This window comes from Streptomyces sp. RP5T (assembly GCF_003933965.1).
Lineage (GTDB): Bacteria > Actinomycetota > Actinomycetes > Streptomycetales > Streptomycetaceae > Streptomyces.
Genome location: NZ_RSAJ01000015.1, coordinates 1 through 17563 on the forward strand (window position 1 = coordinate 1; position 17563 = coordinate 17563).

The 17563-nt window shown below is 70.2% G+C and carries 15 protein-coding genes; 7 read left to right on the forward strand and 8 right to left on the reverse strand.

Going from position 1 to position 17563, the window contains the following annotated elements:
• The 3 genes from EHS43_RS03105 to EHS43_RS03115 form a co-directional block, all read left to right on the forward strand.
• Positions 1 to 718 (forward strand): polysaccharide lyase family 8 super-sandwich domain-containing protein (locus tag EHS43_RS03105; RefSeq protein WP_260470365.1); only part of this gene is annotated, 718 nt, incomplete at its 5' end.
• A gap of 151 nt (positions 719 to 869) precedes the next feature.
• Positions 870 to 2465, forward strand: coding sequence for an acyl-CoA carboxylase subunit beta (locus EHS43_RS03110; protein WP_125188980.1), 1596 nt, complete (start codon positions 870 to 872; stop codon positions 2463 to 2465).
• Positions 2466 to 2522: 57 nt separating this feature from the next.
• Entirely contained in the window at positions 2523 to 2714 is a 192-nt protein-coding gene (locus EHS43_RS03115) for an acyl-CoA carboxylase subunit epsilon (protein WP_037712356.1), read from the forward strand.
• Positions 2715 to 2865: 151 nt separating this feature from the next.
• Here EHS43_RS03115 and EHS43_RS03120 read toward each other — a convergent pair whose 3' ends face one another.
• The 8 genes from EHS43_RS03120 to EHS43_RS03155 all read right to left on the reverse strand — a co-directional run bounded on the left by EHS43_RS03120 (position 2866) and on the right by EHS43_RS03155 (position 13533).
• On the reverse strand, positions 2866 to 3447 hold the full coding sequence (locus EHS43_RS03120; protein WP_009314218.1) for an ATP/GTP-binding protein: 582 nt from the start codon (positions 3445 to 3447) through the stop codon (positions 2866 to 2868).
• Positions 3428 to 4006: a DUF742 domain-containing protein gene (locus tag EHS43_RS03125; RefSeq protein WP_125188981.1), complete on the reverse strand. Its 579-nt coding sequence runs from the start codon at positions 4004 to 4006 to the stop codon at positions 3428 to 3430. The genes EHS43_RS03120 and EHS43_RS03125 overlap by 20 nt, the downstream gene beginning before the upstream one ends.
• Positions 4007 to 4106: 100 nt before the next feature.
• On the reverse strand, positions 4107 to 4520 hold the full coding sequence (locus EHS43_RS03130) for a roadblock/LC7 domain-containing protein (protein WP_004983065.1): 414 nt from the start codon (positions 4518 to 4520) through the stop codon (positions 4107 to 4109).
• 10 nt (positions 4521 to 4530) lie between these two features.
• A complete protein-coding gene (locus EHS43_RS03135) occupies positions 4531 to 7818 on the reverse strand; it encodes a nitrate- and nitrite sensing domain-containing protein (RefSeq protein WP_125188982.1) in 3288 nt (1095 codons plus the stop codon).
• A gap of 402 nt (positions 7819 to 8220) precedes the next feature.
• Positions 8221 to 8796, reverse strand: a complete 576-nt coding sequence (locus EHS43_RS03140; RefSeq protein WP_007384912.1) for an ATP/GTP-binding protein — start codon at positions 8794 to 8796, stop codon at positions 8221 to 8223.
• Positions 8777 to 9175, reverse strand: a complete 399-nt coding sequence (locus EHS43_RS03145; protein WP_003973454.1) for a DUF742 domain-containing protein — start codon at positions 9173 to 9175, stop codon at positions 8777 to 8779. The genes EHS43_RS03140 and EHS43_RS03145 overlap by 20 nt, the downstream gene beginning before the upstream one ends.
• A gap of 110 nt (positions 9176 to 9285) precedes the next feature.
• Positions 9286 to 9699 carry a roadblock/LC7 domain-containing protein gene (locus EHS43_RS03150; RefSeq protein ID WP_003993189.1) on the reverse strand — a complete coding sequence of 138 codons (414 nt, stop codon included), beginning with the start codon at positions 9697 to 9699 and terminating at the stop codon, positions 9286 to 9288.
• Positions 9700 to 9708: 9 nt separating this feature from the next.
• Positions 9709 to 13533: a nitrate- and nitrite sensing domain-containing protein gene (locus EHS43_RS03155; protein ID WP_125188983.1), complete on the reverse strand. Its 3825-nt coding sequence runs from the start codon at positions 13531 to 13533 to the stop codon at positions 9709 to 9711.
• A gap of 569 nt (positions 13534 to 14102) precedes the next feature.
• Between EHS43_RS03155 and EHS43_RS03160 the strand changes: the two genes are divergently transcribed.
• The 4 genes from EHS43_RS03160 (at position 14103) to EHS43_RS03175 (ending at position 17557) form a co-directional block, all read left to right on the forward strand.
• Positions 14103 to 14285, forward strand: coding sequence for a hypothetical protein (locus EHS43_RS03160; protein WP_125188984.1), 183 nt, complete (start codon positions 14103 to 14105; stop codon positions 14283 to 14285).
• A 156-nt stretch (positions 14286 to 14441) separates the two neighbouring features.
• Entirely contained in the window at positions 14442 to 15227 is a 786-nt protein-coding gene (locus EHS43_RS03165) for a fumarylacetoacetate hydrolase family protein (RefSeq protein ID WP_125188985.1), read from the forward strand.
• Positions 15211 to 16695, forward strand: coding sequence for a glutamate--tRNA ligase (gltX, locus tag EHS43_RS03170; protein WP_125188986.1), 1485 nt, complete (start codon positions 15211 to 15213; stop codon positions 16693 to 16695). Before EHS43_RS03165 ends, gltX begins: the two co-directional genes overlap by 17 nt.
• 127 nt (positions 16696 to 16822) lie before the next feature.
• On the forward strand, positions 16823 to 17557 hold the full coding sequence (locus EHS43_RS03175) for an HAD family hydrolase (RefSeq protein ID WP_125188987.1): 735 nt from the start codon (positions 16823 to 16825) through the stop codon (positions 17555 to 17557).
• Positions 17558 to 17563: the final 6 nt, after the last annotated feature.

Here is a 17563-nt window from a genome sequence, read left to right on the forward strand (position 1 = left end):
GTTCTGCGTCGCGGACGCGGTGATCTGCCTCGGCGCGGGCATCACCTGCGCCGACGGCGTCCCGGTCGAGACGGTCGTCGACAACCGCAACCTGGGGGAGGGCGGCACGCAGTCCTTCGTCCGGGGGCCGGGCTGGGCCCATCTGGAGGGGCACGGAGGCTGGCTCGTCTCCGACGGCCTGCACGCTCTGCGCGAGGACCGCACCGGCGCCTGGTCCGACATCAACACCTCCAGTACGACCGAACGGCGCACCCGGCGCTGGCAGACCCTCTGGCTCGACCACGGCACCGACCCCGTGGACGCCCGCTACGCCTACGTCCTGATGCCCGGGGCGTCCCGCCGTACCGTCGCCGCCCGCGCCGCCGACCGACACTGGCTGTCGGTCCTCGCCAACGACAGCGCCTGCCAGGCCGTGCACGTCGACCGCCTCGGCCTGACCGCCGCGAACTTCTGGCGGGCCGGTACGGCCGGCCCCCTCACCGCGTCCGCGGGAGCGAGCGTGCTGATCCGCCGCCGCGGCCGTACCGCTACGCTCCACATCGCCGAGCCAACCCGTTCGGGCGAACCGCTGGAGATCGTCTGGAACCGGCCCGTGCGCTCGGTCGTACGGACCGACGACACGGTCGAGGTGCTCGCCACCGGCCGTCTGCTGCACCTGCGTGTCACTCCGGGGACGGTATGCGCCTCGCATGGATGTGAGGTGGCTCTCACGCCCTGACTTTGTACGACCCCTACAAGGGGCAGGCCCCCTGAGCAGTCGGAACGCCCTCCTGCGTCCAGGGTTCTGTTCGGTCGCACCAGGAAAACGGGCCGGAGACTGTGAGGAGTCGACGGCTCGCTTTCCTCGCGGGTCTTCGTAAGGTCACTACATGACCGTTTTGGATGAGGCGCCGAGTGAGTCGACGGGCGAGCCGACGGACGCGCGCGGACGCGTGGCCGAGCTGCACGAGATCCGTGCGGCGGCCCTGGCCGGCCCCAGCGAGAAGGCCACCGAGGCGCAGCACGCCAAGGGCAAGCTGACCGCACGGGAGCGCATCGAGCTGCTCCTCGACGCGGGCTCCTTCCAGGAGGTCGAGCAGCTCCGCCGGCACCGGGCGACGGGCTTCGGCCTGGAGGCCAAGAAGCCGTACACCGACGGTGTCATCACCGGCTGGGGCACGGTGGAGGGCCGTACGGTCTTCGTCTACGCCCACGACTTCCGCATCTTCGGCGGCGCACTGGGCGAGGCCCACGCCACGAAGATCCACAAGATCATGGACATGGCCATCGCGGCCGGGGCGCCCCTGGTGTCGCTGAACGACGGCGCGGGCGCCCGTATCCAGGAGGGCGTCAGTGCCCTCGCGGGCTACGGCGGCATCTTCCAGCGCAACACCAAGGCGTCCGGCGTCATCCCGCAGATCTCGGTGATGCTCGGCCCGTGCGCCGGCGGCGCGGCCTACAGCCCCGCCCTCACCGACTTCGTCTTCATGGTCCGTGAGACGTCCCAGATGTTCATCACCGGCCCGGACGTCGTCAAGGCGGTCACCGGCGAGGAGATCACCCAGAACGGCCTCGGCGGCGCGGACGTGCACGCCGAGACCTCCGGCGTCTGCCACTTCGCCTACGACGACGAGGAGACGTGCCTCGCCGAGGTGCGCTACCTGCTGTCGATGCTCCCGCAGAACAACCGGGAGAACCCGCCGCGCGTGGAGTCCTCGGACGCGGCCGACCGGCGTGGCGAGGTGCTCCTGGACCTGGTGCCCGCGGACGGCAACCGCCCGTACGACATGGCCAAGGTCATCGAGGAGATCGTCGACGACGGCGACTACCTGGAGGTCCACGAGCGCTGGGCCCGCAACATCATCTGCGCGCTGGCCCGTCTCGACGGCCAGGTGGTCGGCATCGTGGCCAACCAGCCCTCGACGCTCGCCGGTGTCCTGGACATCGAGGCATCGGAAAAAGCTGCGCGCTTTGTCCAGATGTGTGACGCTTTCAACATCCCGATCGTCACGTTCCTGGACGTCCCCGGGTTCCTCCCGGGCGTCGACCAGGAGCACGGCGGCATCATCCGGCACGGCGCCAAGCTGCTGTACGCCTACTGCAACGCCACCGTGCCGAGGATCTCCCTGATCCTGCGCAAGGCCTACGGAGGCGCCTACATCGTCATGGACAGCCAGTCCATCGGCGCGGACCTCACCTACGCCTGGCCGACGAACGAGATCGCCGTGATGGGCGCGGAAGGTGCCGCGGGCGTCATCTTCCGGCGGCAGATCGCGGAGGCCGAGGACCCCGAGGCCATGCGGGCCCACATGGTCAAGGAGTACAAGTCCGAGCTCATGCACCCGTACTACGCGGCCGAGCGTGGCCTGGTGGACGACGTGATCGACCCGGCGGAAACCCGCGAGGTCCTCATCCGGTCCCTGGCGATGCTCCAGTCCAAGCACGCCGACCTGCCCTCCCGCAAGCACGGCAACCCCCCGCAGTAACCCAGCGGACCCTCCGCGACACCCTCGCGGAAACCTCTCTCACGGAGACTGTGACCTATGAGCACTCCTGACATCCGCGTCGAGAAGGGCCACGCCGAGCCCGAGGAAGTCGCCGCCATCACGGCGATCCTGCTGGCTCGCGCCGCGGCTCAGCCCTCCGAGACCCCGGCCCACCGAGGCCGCCCCAGGGCCGGCTGGCGCCGCCTGGAGCGCGAGGGCGGCTTCCGCGCCCCGCACAGCTGGCACTGAGCCCTGTACGACGCTTGAGGGCCCCCTCTCGAAGGAGAGGGGGCCCTCAAGGCGTTTCAGGGGCGCGGGGAACTGCGCGACAAAGCCACTGGGCTGCCGCAGACGGCACACAACCGTCCGTGGCAGCCCAGTGGCCGCAAGAGCCGGGTACCTACCGCAGTCGAGCCATCAACGCGTGCTCGACCAGCGTGATGAGAGCGGACTTCGCGTCCGCCCGGTGCCGCGCGTCCGTCGTGATGATCGGCGTGTCCGGCCCGATCTGCAGCGCTTCCCGGACCTCGTCCGGGTTGTACGGCTGCTGGCCGTCGAAGCCGTTCAGGGCGATCACGAAGGGAAGCCCCGAGTTCTCGAAGTAGTCGACCGCGGGGAAGCAGTCGGCGAGCCGCCTCGTGTCGACGAGAACGATCGCGCCGATGGCGCCGCGGACCAGGTCGTCCCACATGAACCAGAAGCGGTCCTGACCCGGTGTACCGAAGAGGTACAGGATCAGGTCCTGGTCCAGGGTGATACGGCCGAAGTCCATGGCGACCGTGGTGGTCGTCTTGTCCCCGGTGTGGGTGAGGTCGTCGATGCCGGCCGACGCGGACGTCATCACGGCCTCTGTGCGCAGCGGGTTGATCTCCGAAACGGCCCCGACGAACGTGGTCTTGCCCACGCCGAAGCCACCCGCCACCACGATCTTCGCCGAGGTGGTGGAGCGGGAAGGACCGCCGCTAGAGCTTGCGAAGTCCACTGAGCACCCTTTCGAGCAGTGTCACGTCTGGCTGGCCGCCGGCGCTCTCGTCGCCGCCGGGCTGATGGATGGCGACCAGGCCCGCCTCCGCCAAGTCGGCGACGAGGATCCTGGCCACGCCGAGAGGAATCGTCAGGAGCGCGGAGATTTCCGCCACCGACTTGATCTCCCGGCAGAGGTTGCAGATCCGCTGATGCTCGGGCAACTGGCCCTGCATCTGGTGCGGCTGCGCGGTGGTGTGCACCAGCGCCTCGATGGCGAGCTGGTAGCGGGGGCGAGTCCGGCCGCCGGTCATGGCGTACGGACGCACCAGGGGGTTGTTCGAGGCCCCGGCGGGCGCCGGCTCGGAGCGTCGCTGCGGCTGCACGGGCTGGATGCGCGGGGCCGGCGGCTGGTCGTACGGCGACGGGCCGGGGCCCTGCGGTGCGTACGGCTGCTGACCCCGATGGCTGGGCGTGGAGGGGAAGTTGTAGCGGTTCGGGTTCTGGGAACCGTCGTTCTGGCCCTGACCGGGGCCGTACGACCAATTGCCAGATGAACCACCTGGGGGTGTTGCCACTTTCTCTCCTCCTCCGACTGTGCCGGGCACCCATCACACTGTGTGGAGCCGCGTCCCGAAACCTTACGGCCCCGGGACGCCAAAACGCACCGTCTGTCTGTCAGTTGAGCAGGCTGCCCTGGAGCTCCGCACGCAGATCGGGTGTGAGGACCGTACCGGCACGGTCCACCAGAAGAGCCATCTCGTACCCGATGAGGCCGATGTCCGCCTCCGGATGTGCGAGAACCGCGAGCGACGAACCGTCGGAGATGGACATGATGAACAGGAATCCCCGCTCCATCTCCACAACGGTCTGGTTGACGCTCCCGCCCTCGAAGATGCGCGAGGCACCCGCGGTCAGCGAGGTCAGACCGGAGGCGACGGCCGCAAGCTGGTCGGCTCGGTCGCGCGGAAAGCCTTCGGACATCGCCAGAAGGAGTCCGTCGGCGGAGACCACCACGGTGTGGGACACCCCCGGGGTGTTGTCCACGAAGTTGGTGATCAACCAGTTCAGGTTCTGCGCCGCCTGGCTCATCGGGCTCACACTAACGCTCCTGGTTGTAGGTGCTGCCAGTGCCGAAGCCCTGGCCGTTCGTTTCACTGCCTGCGTTGCGGCCCCGCTGGACACCGCGGCGCAGGTTGCTCAGCCTGCCCCGGACGTCCTCGGGGGCACGGGAGACCTGTGGGCCTCCCTGGTTGGTGGCTTCGGCGGCTCCCTCGACCAGGTTGGCCTTGGGTACCCGCCGCGGCAGACCGGAGGAGGTGACCCCGCCCGCCTTGGGCTTCCGGAGCTGGGAGGCCTGCTGCCACCGCGCGTCGTTGGCCGAGCGCCAGAGGTCGCCGCCGCCGTTGCTCTCCGGCGCTGAGGCCGGCGACTCCTGGGTCGCGTTCCGCGTGCCGTTCGAGCCGTTCGCGCCGCTCCCGGTGGAGCCACGGCGGGGGAGCCCGGCGTCGGTCAGCTCGTGACCCACGGAGGCGGGGGCCGGCCCCGGACGGTCGAAGCCTACGCGCTCACGCTCACTCACGTCAGCGGCCTGCGCAGATTCCGCTTCCGGAGCGTACTGGTCCGGGTAGCCGTTACGGTAACCGTCCGACTGCGGCCAGTCATCCTGGTAGCGGCGCTCCTCGAAGCCCGAGAAGGTCTCCGGGGCGGCCGCGGGCACCGCCGCGGGCTCCTCCTGGACCGGCTCCGCATAGGAGGGCTCCGGGTAGCCGCCGCCCTGCGAGAACGTGTCGTTCTGCGGCAGGCCGCCGTTCTGCGCGAAGTACGGCTCCTCGTACGCCGGACGGTTCGGCTCCTCGTACGCCGTCTGCCGCTGCTCCTCGTACGGCGCCTGCTGCGCCTCCTCGTACGACGTCTGCTGGTCGTAGGCGGCGGGCTGCTGCTCCGGGTAGCCGTTGCGGCTGTTGTCGTAGCCGGTCTGCTGCTGGGCGTTGTGGTCGAACGCGTCGGTGTACGACGGCTCCGGACCCTGGAGGGCCGGCGGCTCGTCCTGGCCCTGGGCCTCCAGCGCCGCGCGGCGCTCCTCACGCATCAGGGAGCGGCCGACCGGGTCCAGCTCGCGTATGTCGTCCGGGACCTCGGAGTAGCGGCTGTCGTCGAAGCCGAGCTCCGCGGCCGTCCGCATGGGCAGACCGTTGTTGAAGTCCTCGCCCTGGTAGTGCTGCTGCTCGGGCATGATCTGCGAGACGGTGAACTCGTCCGCGGCCGGCTGCTGCTCGCCGCCGCCACCGTGAGTGATCGCGTCGGGCAGCATGACCAGCGAGGTGGTGCCGGCCTGCTCGCCCGAGGGGCGCAGCTGGACCCGGATGCCGTGCCGGTCGGACAGCCGGCCGACCACGAACAGGCCCATGCGCTGGGAGATCGCGGCGTCCACGGTCGGCGGGTTGGCCAGCTTGTGGTTGATGTCCGCGAAGTCCTCGGCGGTCAGGCCGATGCCCTTGTCGTGGATCTCGATCATGATGCGGCCGTCGGGCAGCCGGGTCGCGGTGACGCGGACCTTGGTCTGCGGCGAGGAGAACGTGGTGGCGTTCTCCAGCAGCTCGGCCAGCAGGTGCACGAGGTCGGTGACCGCGCGGCCGTGGATCTCGGCCTCCGGGACGCCGGACAGCTCGATGCGCTCGTACTGCTCCACCTCGGAGGAGGCGGCGCGCAGCACGTCGACGAGCGGGACCGGCTGGTCCCAGCGACGGCCGGGCTCCTCGCCGGCGAGGACCAGGAGGTTCTCGCCGTTGCGGCGCATACGCGTCGCCAGGTGGTCCAGACGGAAGAGGTTCTCCAGCTGGTCCGGGTCGGCCTCGTTGTTCTCCAGGTCGGTGATCAGGGTCAGCTGGCCCTCGATCAGCGACTGGTTGCGCCGGGACAGGTTGGTGAAGATCGCGTTGATGTTGCCCCGCAGCAGGGCCTGCTCGGAGGCGAGCCGGACCGCCTCGCGGTGGACCTGGTCGAAGGCGCGGGCGACCTCGCCGATCTCGTCCTTGGTGGTGATCGGGATCGGGGCGACCCGGGTGTCGACCCGGCCGGGGTCGGTGCGCGAGAGCTGGTCGACCAGCATCGGCAGGCGCTGCTCGGCGATGCCGAAGGCGGCGTTGCGCAGCTGGCGCATCGAGCGGGACATCTGCCGGGCGACCGCGCCGGCCAGGATGAACGCGAGGAGCAGCGCGACCACGACGGCGGCACCCACGATGAACGCGTCCCGCTTGGCGCTGTCGGCGATGCTCGCGGCCTCGTTCACCGCGGTGTCGGCCAGGTCGGTCTCGATCTGGCGGTACGCGTTGTACTTGAGGGTGTTGACCGCCCACCAGTTCTCGGCGGTGATGCCGTCCTTGGCGAGCGCGTCACGGGCGCTCTTGTCCATGGACTGGAGCTGGGCGATGCCGGAGACCATGTCCACGGGGTTGGACGGCGGCGGGACGTAGTTCGGGTTCTTGGCGGCGGCCTCCTTGGCCAGCGCCGCGCCCTCCGTCTGGATCTGCTTCTTCGCGGTGTCGAGCTTCGCCGCGTCGGCCTCGGTGCCGCCGCCGATGTACTCCTCGACGGCGATGCCCTCCAGGTACGCGTACGAGGAGAGGGCGACCTTCTGGCTGGCGAAGCTGCTCAGCCCCGGACCGGGCTTGAGCAGCAGGTGCATGCCGATGGAGCGCTGCAGCGACAGGGCCGCCTTGGTGAGCTCGATGGCGTAGACGGTACGGCCGTAGCTCGTGATGTTTCCGGTGCCGAGGCCGAGCTCGTTGGCGAACTCCGTCAGCGGGTGCGCGACCTGGGTGTAGCCCTCCTCGGTCTTCACACCGGTGAGCTTGGAGGAGGTGTAGGCGCCGGCGCGCAGTGCCTGGAGGTTCCCCTCACCGTCCCGGAACAGCTGGAGACGGCGCTTGAGGCCCGCCTTCTGCGGCATGTTCTGGGCGGCCTGGTTGAAGGCGTCGGCGGCCTCGTCGGTCTTCTTGCGGGCGGCGACCACCGTGGCGTTGTTCTGGCCCTCGCCGCTCAGCAGGGGGGCGGCGGTGCTGTCACGCTCGTTGTAGAGGGCGTCGGCGTAGCTGAGGGAGGCCCGCACCAGACGCGCGGTGTTCTCCGCGTCCTCGGCCTCGCGCCAGGTGTCGATCGAGCTCTTGACCTGGAAGCCGCCCATGACGAGGCCGACGATCACGGGTATGAGCAGGATCGCGTTCAGCCGGGTGGGCACCCGCCAGTTGCGCGGGGAGAACCGGCCGCCCCCGGACGTCGCCGCGGGCGTCGGTTCCGGACCGGACACAGGGGCGGGCGCCGCTCCGCGCGGCGGCGGGGTGAAGTTGCCCCGGGCCGACGGCTCGGGACCGTTCTTGCTTCGCCTCACTCGACCAACAACCTCTCGGAGGGGTCGGCACCTACGTTGTGCCGCAGTCTCTCAGAGCCCAGTGCGTCATCGACTAGTGAGTACGTCTTTGACTATTGGGCAGTTCAGGCATTCCAGCACGACGGCCTGCGCACCACCAAACAGTGGTACGCGCGGATTCCGAGTGATGTAAGCCCCAGATAAAACGGTCATAAAGAGCGAGCCCCGCCAAATGGCGGGGCTGTTGTGAGCGCAGTGAGACCGTTTGGCAACCACGCGTGGCCGTACCATCCGATTCCTCTGCCGAAACGTTATGAACACCGGGGCCGACCGTGTCCAAGGCCACAGCCGGCTCCGGGACATCTACGACAACTGCCGTATGACGATGTTGATTTGGGAGCTGGTCGACATGTCTTCGGGGCGTTACCGCAGACGTGCCATCAGCGCGTGCTCGACCAGCGTGATCAGGGCGCTCTTGGCGTCCGACCGGTGCCGGGCGTCCGTCGTGATGATGGGTGCGTCCGGCCCGATCTGCAGGGCCTCGCGGACCTCCTCGGGAGCGTACGGCTGGTGCCCGTCGAAGCCGTTCAGGGCCACGACGAAGGGCAGACCGCTGTTCTCGAAGTAGTCGACCGCGGGGAAGCAGTCGGCCAGGCGCCGGGTGTCGACCAGGACCACCGCGCCGATGGCGCCGCGGACGAGGTCGTCCCACATGAACCAGAAGCGGTCCTGACCGGGTGTACCGAAGAGGTACAGGATCAGGTCCTGGTCCAGGGTGATACGGCCGAAGTCCATGGCGACCGTGGTGGTCGTCTTGTCCCCGGTGTGGGTGAGGTCGTCGATGCCGGCCGACGCGGACGTCATCACGGCCTCGGTGCGCAGCGGGTTGATCTCGGAGACCGCGCCGACGAACGTGGTCTTGCCCACGCCGAAGCCACCCGCCACCACGATCTTCGCGGAGGTGGTGGCCCGCCCCGCGTCAGAGCTTGCGAAGTCCACTGAGCACCCTTTCGAGCAGCGTCACATCGGGAGCGCCGCCGTTGTTCTCGTCGCCGCCCGGCTGGTGGATGGCCACCAGTCCGGCCTCGGCGAGGTCCGCGACGAGGATCCTGGCCACCCCGAGCGGCATGGCGAGCAGTGCCGAGACCTCGGCGACCGACTTCACCTCACGGCACAGATGGCAGATGCGCTGGTGCTCGGGGAGCAGCCCCATCAGCGCCGCCGGGTCGGCCGTCGTGCTGATCAGGGCCTCGATGGCGAGCTGGTAGCGCGGCCGGGTCCGGCCGCCGGTCATCGCGTACGGACGTACCAGCGGCTGGTCGCCCTCATCCTCGTACGGCTCCGCGTACGGATCATGAGAGGCGGTGGGCGGGGTCATGAATCCTCCGGGCGGGACAGCAAGTCGGTCTGGCTAGCCGTCTGGTGAGGCCGGTGGGGGGATTGTGGCGGCCGGACGGTGATTTGGTGAGACGGGTGGATCCGGTGGGGTCAGTGGAGCAGACTGCCTTGCAGCTCGGCTCGCAGGTCGGGCGTGAGCACGGCTCCCGCACGGTCCACGAGCAGTGCCATCTCATAGCCGACGAGGCCGATGTCGCATTCGGGGTGGGCGAGCACCGCGAGCGACGAGCCGTCCGAGACGGACATGAGGAAGAGGAATCCCCGCTCCATCTCCACGACGGTCTGGGCGACGCTGCCGCCCTCGAAGATCCGTGAGGCACCCGCTGTGAGCGAGGTCAGCCCGGACGCGACGGCCGCAAGCTGGTCGGCTCGGTCGCGCGGGAAGCCCTCGGACATCGCCAGAAGGAGTCCGTCGGCGGACACGACGACGGTGTGGGACACCCCTGGGGTGTTGTCCACGAAGTTGGTGATCAACCAGTTGAGGTTCTGTGCCGCCTGGCTCATCGGGCTCAACTAACGCTCCTGCTGGTGAGTGGGGTTCGGGAAACTGCCCGTCTGGCCGTTGCCGCCGACCTGACGACCTTGCGCGATACCCCGACGGAGATTGGTCAGCCGACCGCGCACGTCGTCAGGCGCACGCGAGACAGCAGGACCGCTTTGGTGCTGTTGCTGCTGAGCCGTACCCGGGACGAGGTTCGCCCTGGGCACCCGGCGCGGCAGGCCGGAGGTGGTGACACCGCCCGCGGCCGGCTGCCGGACGCGCTCCGCCTGCCGGACGAGGTCGTCGTTCGGCGAGCTGCGCCAGGCCGCGGAAGCCGCGGGCCGTTGCGGAGCGGCGGCGGAACTCTGGGGGGCCGGAGCCTGCTGCCGCGGCGCCTGAGCGGGGGAGGAGCCGTTGCCGTTGGCCGACTGCGCCTGTCCCTGCTGCTGGCTGCCGTGGAACCAGTTGGTCTCCAGCGTGTCGTACAGCGGCGTCCGGCCGTCCCCGGGACCCGCGGGCGGCAGCGCCTCGGGCTCCTGGCGGACCGGCCGCTGCTGCGGACGCGGCGGCACGGGCGGCCGCGGGGCGCCGAAGTCGGCGCCGTTCACCTGGGGGCGCTCGAACTGGCCCGTGGACGAGGGGTCCTGACGGCCCGGCAGGGAGTGCTGCCCGGTGGAGCTGCCCTCGTAGCCCGGCATCGCGAACTGACCCGTGGAGCCGTTGTCGTAGCCCTGCGGGGTCGCGAACTGACCGGTCTGCGGGCCGCCGTTCTGTCCGGGCGGGGTGCCGAAGACGTCCTGGCGTACGTACTGGCCGGTGTTCTGCGGGTCGTTGGCGGCGGGACGCGGGAACTCGCCCGTGTCCTGCGGGCCGTTGGAGCCCGGCCGCGGGAACTGACCGGTGTGCTGCTGACCGCTCGATCCCGGCCGCGGGAACTGGCCGGTGTTCTGCGGGGCGTCGAAGTCCGGGCGGGGGAACTCGGAGGTGCTCGCCGGACCCTGGTGCTCCTCGATCCGCGGCATGCGGGACGTGGCGGCGGGGTCCTGCTCGTCATGGCCGCGCGGGACGTCCAGCGAGGCGCGCGGCACCGGCGGCTGCGCGTTCTCGTCGCTCCAGCTCGGTGTGCGGGGCTGCTGGTTGCCGCCGGGCAGCTCGGCCCGGGGACCACCGCGGCCCGGCAGCTGCGGCCGACGGCGCCGGCCCTGCGGCTCGGGGGCCTGGCCCGCGCCCGGGGCCTGCGGCTGCGAAGGTACGGCACCCCGGGAGCCGAAGGCGTCCTGGCCACCGAAGGCGTCCTGAGCGCTGAAGGCGTCCTGGCCCGGACCGTTGGTGCCCGCGGCCTGCAGACCCTGCGGGGCACCCGGCGCCTGGCCGCCGAAGCCGGCACCCGCCGGAGCGGGCCGGCCCTGCGGAGGCATACCCGGACCCTGCGGTCCGCGCTGTCCGCCCGGCGCACCGGAGCGGGGGCCCTGACCACTGCCGGGCAGCGCGGCCCGCGGTCCCTGACCGGCGTTCAGCCGTCCGCCCGAGGGGGCGCCGGCGCCGAGGGCGCCACCGCCGGGACCACCGGGCGCACCGCCGAGAGCGCCGCCGCCCTGGCCGTTGCCGCCGCCCCGACGGGCCGCGGCCACACCGGCGGCGGCCTGCGCCGCCGCGGGAGCGCCGGGGGCACCCTGTCCGGGCTTGGGCTGGGGCTTCTTGCCGCCCTGGGCGACGTCGACGGGCAGCATGACCAGCGCGGTCGTACCACCGGAGTCGGACGGGCGCAGCTGGATGCGGATGCCGTGGCGCTGGGACAGCCGGCCGACCACGAACAGACCCATGCGGCGGGAGACGGAGACGTCCACGGTGGGCGGCGAGGCGAGCCGCTCGTTGATCGCCGCGAGGTCCTCGGGGGAGAGGCCGATGCCGGTGTCGTGGATCTCGATCAGCACGCGGCCGTCGGGCAGCGCGTGACCGGTGACCTTGACCTTGGTCTGCGGGGAGGAGAACGAGGTCGCGTTCTCCAGCAGCTCGGCGAGCAGGTGCACGAGGTCGTTGACCACGCGGCCGGCCACTTCGGTGGTCGGCACGGCGGCCAGCTCGATGCGCTCGTACTGCTCCACCTCGGAGGCGGCGGCGCGGAGCACGTCGACCAGCGGGACCGGACGGGTCCAGCGGCGGCCGGGCTCCTCACCCGCGAGGACGAGGAGGTTCTCGCCGTTACGGCGCATGCGGGTCGCGAGGTGGTCGAGCTTGAACAGCGAGGACAGCTGGTCCGGGTCGGCCTCCCGGGACTCCAGCTCGGAGATGAGCGAGAGCTGACGCTGGATGAGGCCCTGGGAGCGGCGCGAGAGGTTGGTGAACATCGCGTTGACGTTGCCCCGCAGCAGGGCCTGCTCGGCGGCGAGGCGGACCGCCTCGCGGTGCACGTCGTCGAAGGCCGCGGCCACGCGGCCGATCTCGTCCCGGGAGTGCACACCGACCGACTCCACGGACGTGTCGACGTCCTGCGGGTCGGACTCGGACAGCTGCTTGACCAGCTCGGGCAGGCGGTCCTGGGCGACCTTGGTGGCGGTCTCCTGCAGGCGGCGCAGCGAGCGGATCATGGACCGGGCGACGACGAAGGCGCCGACCAGGGAGACACCGAGCACGATCAGGATCAGCGCACCGGCGATGATCGCGTCGCGCTCGGTGGCGCTGCGCAGCTCGCGGGCCTTCTGCTCCATGTCCTCGAGCAGCGTGTGCTCGATGCGGCCCATCTCCAGGATCTTGGTCGAGCTGTCGTCGACCCAGTCCTTGTAGGAACGCCGGTCCAGGTCGGCCAGACCCTCCGGGCGGCCGAAGGCACGGCCGGCGTACTGGTCGGCGGCCTCGATGGTGGAGCTGCCGTCCTCGATGGGCTTGAGGAGTTCCTCGGCGCCGTCGTCGCCGTAGATGCTCCGGAAGCTGTTGAGTTCGGACTCCTCGCTCTCCAGGGCGCCCTGGGCGTACAGCCGGTCGTTCTCGGTGAGCTTGCCCACGGTCGTCTTGTTGGCCGGAAGGGCCGCGGCGAGGATCGCGCGCTGGATGGAGGCGTACTCCTTGGCGGAGGAGAAGGCCGCCAGGGCACGCGTGCGCTGGATCATGTCCGGGTTGCTGGTGGCCTCGGCCATGTCCTGGGAGAGGTCCAGCAGGTGGGTGATCAGCCGGTGGTAGGACTCCACCGTCTGGGTCGCGTTGCCCTGGGTCTCGTAGGCGTCGCTGCGGATCTTGCTGAGCGTGTCCAGGTCGCGGACCAGGCCGACGAGGCTGTCGCGGACACCCTGGAGGTTGCCGTCCTTGCTGGAGGTGTCGATCTCCTCGGCGGCGTTGATGAAGTTCGTCGCGGCCCGGTCCGTCTTGCTGCGGAAGCCCTTGACCGTGATGTTGCTCGCCGTGGAGTTGTGCGCCAGCGGGCCCGCCGACTGGTCGCGCTCCTCCTGGAGGGCGGCCGCCAGCTCGGTGGCCTGCTTGGTCATCTCCGTCAGCAGCTTCATGTTGTCGAGCTGCTGGATGTCGTCCATGGAGTCGTTGATGCGCAGCGCGCCCAGCGAGGTGGCCGCCACGACGGGGAGCGCGAGCAGCGACACCAGGCGCGTGGAGATGCGCCAGTTGCGCAGGGCTATGCGCGACCCGGGGCCGCTCGGGCCCTTCGGGGGCTTCACCGTCGGCGTGACGTCCGGGCCCGAGGACGCCGACGTGCCGAGGCGACCGGGGCCGGAACCACCGTCGGCCGACGGTGCCGGGCCCGGGTTCTGGGCGTGCTGGGGGGAGGAACTGCCGACATTGGGGCCAGTCCCGCCGTGCCGCTCCGGCTCGGCCGAAGCGCTGCCATCCCTCTTGAAACGTCCCTGCACTAGCGTCGCAACCTCTGGACCAGGCGCTCCTCCGCAGAACGGCGGAGCACGGTGTCGGCGTTGTGGGGAGCGCCCTGAATACGCACCCCGGATGGTCGTGAGTGACCGGCGCTGGCTCCCCCTTCTCACCGCCGCTCGGCGCTTCTCTGCGCCCCCTGTGCGCCGGTTCGATCCCGCGGCGGTCCGTGGAATTCCAGCACAGTGCAGGATCTCCAACAAGGTATGAGGGTCAGACCGTGACCTACGTGACACCTCGTGGTGGCCGGGTCACGGGGCGTGGAAAGCTTTCTCGTCCATATCGGACATAGGTCCGCGAGTCTCCCCCAGGGGGCTGGTGTCCCAGTCGCCATGATCAGGAGCGGAATGAGGGCTTCAGGGGGTCAATGTCCGTTTCGTTAGGGTGGGTTGCGGCCGTGAATTGTCCGGTTTGCCGCTAGGTCAGTGAGCAAACTCACACGCAGATCACGGGGTCTTCGTGAGTTCGGAGGGGAATGGCATGTTTAGCCTGACGCTTTACAAGAAGGCCCCAACTGCCCAACCCACCACCACATCCGAGGTCGAGTACAACCGTGAAGACGACGATGATGTTCCGCAACATTGCCAACCCGCGGCGCACGACGCTGGCGCACCTCGAGGACGCCGACGCCCTGCAGACCCCGGAGCAGCAGGAGCACCCGCTCGACCTCCCCGCCCAGACCGCCAACCCCCGTCGCACGGTCCTGATGGAGATCCCGGTCTCCGCGGCCAAGTAGGCCGGGTGGGCCGACCAGGCCGAGCAACCGTAGCGCGCCCGGATCACCGCCCTTCCGGCAGGTGACCCGGGCGTATCGCGCGAGGCACCGACCCCTCCCCGCGTTAGCCTGGAGCGTCAGACTCCAGCCGGCCGAGTAGAGGGGCGCCCAGATCCCGTGCGCATCGCCAGATTCTCCATCGACGGGAACGTCGCCTTCGGCGCGGTCGAGGGCGACAGGCCGGACGAGCTCGTCCTCGACATCATCAAGGGCATCCCGTTCGCGGACTTCGAGCTCTCCGGTACGAAGGTCCCGCTGAGCAAGGTCAGGCTGCTGCCGCCGGTGCTCCCCAACAAGGTCGTGGCGTACGGCCGCAACTACGCCGACCACGCGAAGGAACTCGGCAACGACGTCCCGGACGTCCCGTTCGCCTTCTTCAAGCCCTCCACCTCGGTGATCGGTCCCGGCGACGAGATCCAGTACCCGTCCTTCTCCGCGGACGTCCACCACGAGGCCGAACTGGCCGTCGTCATCGGCCGCATGTGCCGCGAGGTCCCGCGCGAGCGCGTCAAGGACGTGATCTTCGGCTACACCTGCGCGAACGACATCACCGCCCGGGACGTCCAGAAGCGCGAGAAGCAGTGGGCCCGGGCCAAGGGCTTCGACACCTCCTGCCCGCTGGGCCCCTGGGTGGAGACGGACCTGTCCCTGGAGACGGCCGCCGACCTGACGATCCAGCTCACCGTCAACGGCGAACAACGCCAGCTCGGCCGCACCAGCGAGATGATCCACTCCATCGAGGACCTGATCGTCAACATCTCCGAGGCCATGACGCTGCTCCCCGGCGACGTGATCCTCACGGGCACCCCGGCAGGCGTCGGGCCGCTCACCGTCGGCGACGAGGTCGCCGTCACCATCGAAGGCATCGGCACTCTCACCAACAAGGTTGTCAAGCGTGGCTAGCGCACCCGTCCGCGTACGTTTCTGTCCTTCGCCCACCGGTAACCCCCACGTGGGCCTGGTCCGCACCGCCCTGTTCAACTGGGCCTTCGCCCGGCACCACCAGGGCACCCTGGTCTTCCGCATCGAGGACACCGACGCGGCCCGCGACTCAGAGGAGTCGTACCAGCAGCTGCTCGACTCGATGCGCTGGCTGGGCTTCGACTGGGACGAGGGCCCCGAGGTCGGCGGCCCGCACGCGCCCTACCGCCAGTCGCAGCGCATGGACCTGTACAAGGACGTCGCCGCCAAGCTGCTGGACGCCGGGCACGCGTACCACTGCTACTGCTCCCAGGAGGAGCTGGACACCCGCCGCGAGGCCGCCCGCGCCGCCGGCAGGCCGTCCGGCTACGACGGCCACTGCCGCGACCTGAGCGCCGAGCAGGTCGAGGAGTACAAGGCCCAGGGCCGCACCCCGATCGTCCGCTTCCGCATGCCCGACGAGACGATCACCTTCACCGACCTGGTCCGCGGCGAACTGACCTTCACCCCGGAGAACGTCCCGGACTACGGGATCGTACGAGCCAACGGGGCGCCCCTGTACACGCTCGTGAACCCGGTCGACGACGCGCTGATGGAGATCACGCACGTCCTGCGCGGCGAGGACCTGCTGTCCTCCACCCCGCGCCAGATCGCCCTGTACAAGGCGCTGATCGAGCTGGGCGTCGCGAAGACCGTGCCCGCCTTCGGGCACCTGCCGTACGTGATGGGCGAGGGTAACAAGAAGCTCTCCAAGCGCGACCCGCAGGCCTCGCTCAACCTCTACCGCGAGCGCGGCTTCCTGCCCGAGGGCCTGCTCAACTACCTGTCCCTGCTCGGCTGGTCGCTCTCGGCGGACAAGGACATCTTCACCACCGACGAGCTGGTCGCGGCCTTCGACATCGCGGACGTGAACCCCAACCCGGCCCGCTTCGACCTGAAGAAGTGCGAGGCGATCAACGCCGACCACATCCGCCTGCTCGACGTGAAGGACTTCACGGAGCGCTGCGCCCCCTGGCTGAAGGCCCCCTTCGCCCCCTGGGCGCCGGAGGACTTCGACGACACGAAGTGGCAGGCCATCGCCCCGCACGCGCAGACCCGGCTGAAGGTCCTGTCGGAGATCACCGACAACGTCGACTTCCTGTTCCTGCCGGAGCCGGTGTCCGACGAGGCCTCCTGGACCAAGGCGATGAAGGAGGGCAGCGACGCCCTGCTCCGCACGGCCCGCGAGAAGCTGGAGTCGGCGGACTGGACCTCGCCCGAGTCCCTCAAGGAGGCCGTGCTGGCCGCCGGCGAGGCCCACGGCCTCAAGCTCGGCAAGGCCCAGGCGCCGGTCCGCGTGGCCGTCACCGGCCGCACGGTCGGCCTGCCCCTCTTCGAGTCCCTGGAGATCCTGGGCAAGGAGACCACGCTGGCGCGGATCGACGCGGCGCTGGCGAAGCTGGCCGCGTAGCTCACGCCGACGCGAAAGGGCGGGACCCGGAACTCCGGGTCCCGCCCTTTCGCGCATCGGCCGGCGCCCACCCGGCACCCCCGGAGGCCCCGGTGTGCGGGCGGGCGCCGCAGGCTACCGTCGGCACATGAGCATCCATGCCGTGGTCTGGGACGTCGACGACACCCTCTTCGACTACACGCGGGCCGACCGCATCGGGATGGGCCTGCATCTGGCGGCCGAGGGGCTTCTGGAGGCGTACGAGAGCGTAGAGCAGGCCATCGTGCGGTGGCGGGCGGTCACCGACGCCCAGTGGGCCCGGTTCTCGGCGGGCGAGGTCGACTTCCAGGGACAGCGCCGGGAGCGCGTGCGGGTGTTCCTCGGCGCGGAACTGACCGACGCGGAGGCCGACGCCTGGTTCCGGCGGTACGTCGCGCACTACGAGACCGCCTGGACCCTCTTCCCGGACGTTCTGCCCGCCCTGGACGCCCTCGCCGCCAGTCACCGGCACGCGGTGCTCTCCAACTCCAGCATCCACGTCCAGGACCACAAACTGCGCGTCCTCGGCGTCCACGACCGCTTCGAGGTCATCCTGTGCGCCGCCGAGCTGGGCGTCTCCAAGCCCGAGGCCGGCGCCTTCCTCGCGGCCTGCGAGGCCCTGGAGCTCGCCCCGCACCAGGTGGCGTACGTCGGCGACCATCCGGAGATCGATGGCCGGGGCGCCGCCGAGGCCGGACTGCTGTCGGTCTGGATCGACCGCGAGGGCGGCGTGCACGCCCAGGTCCCCACGCCCGCCGGACCGCGCCGCATCGCCTCGCTCGCCGAACTCCCCGCGATCCTCGGCGCGGATACCCGTTTTGGAGCCCCGTCCACCTTCGGGTAATGTTCT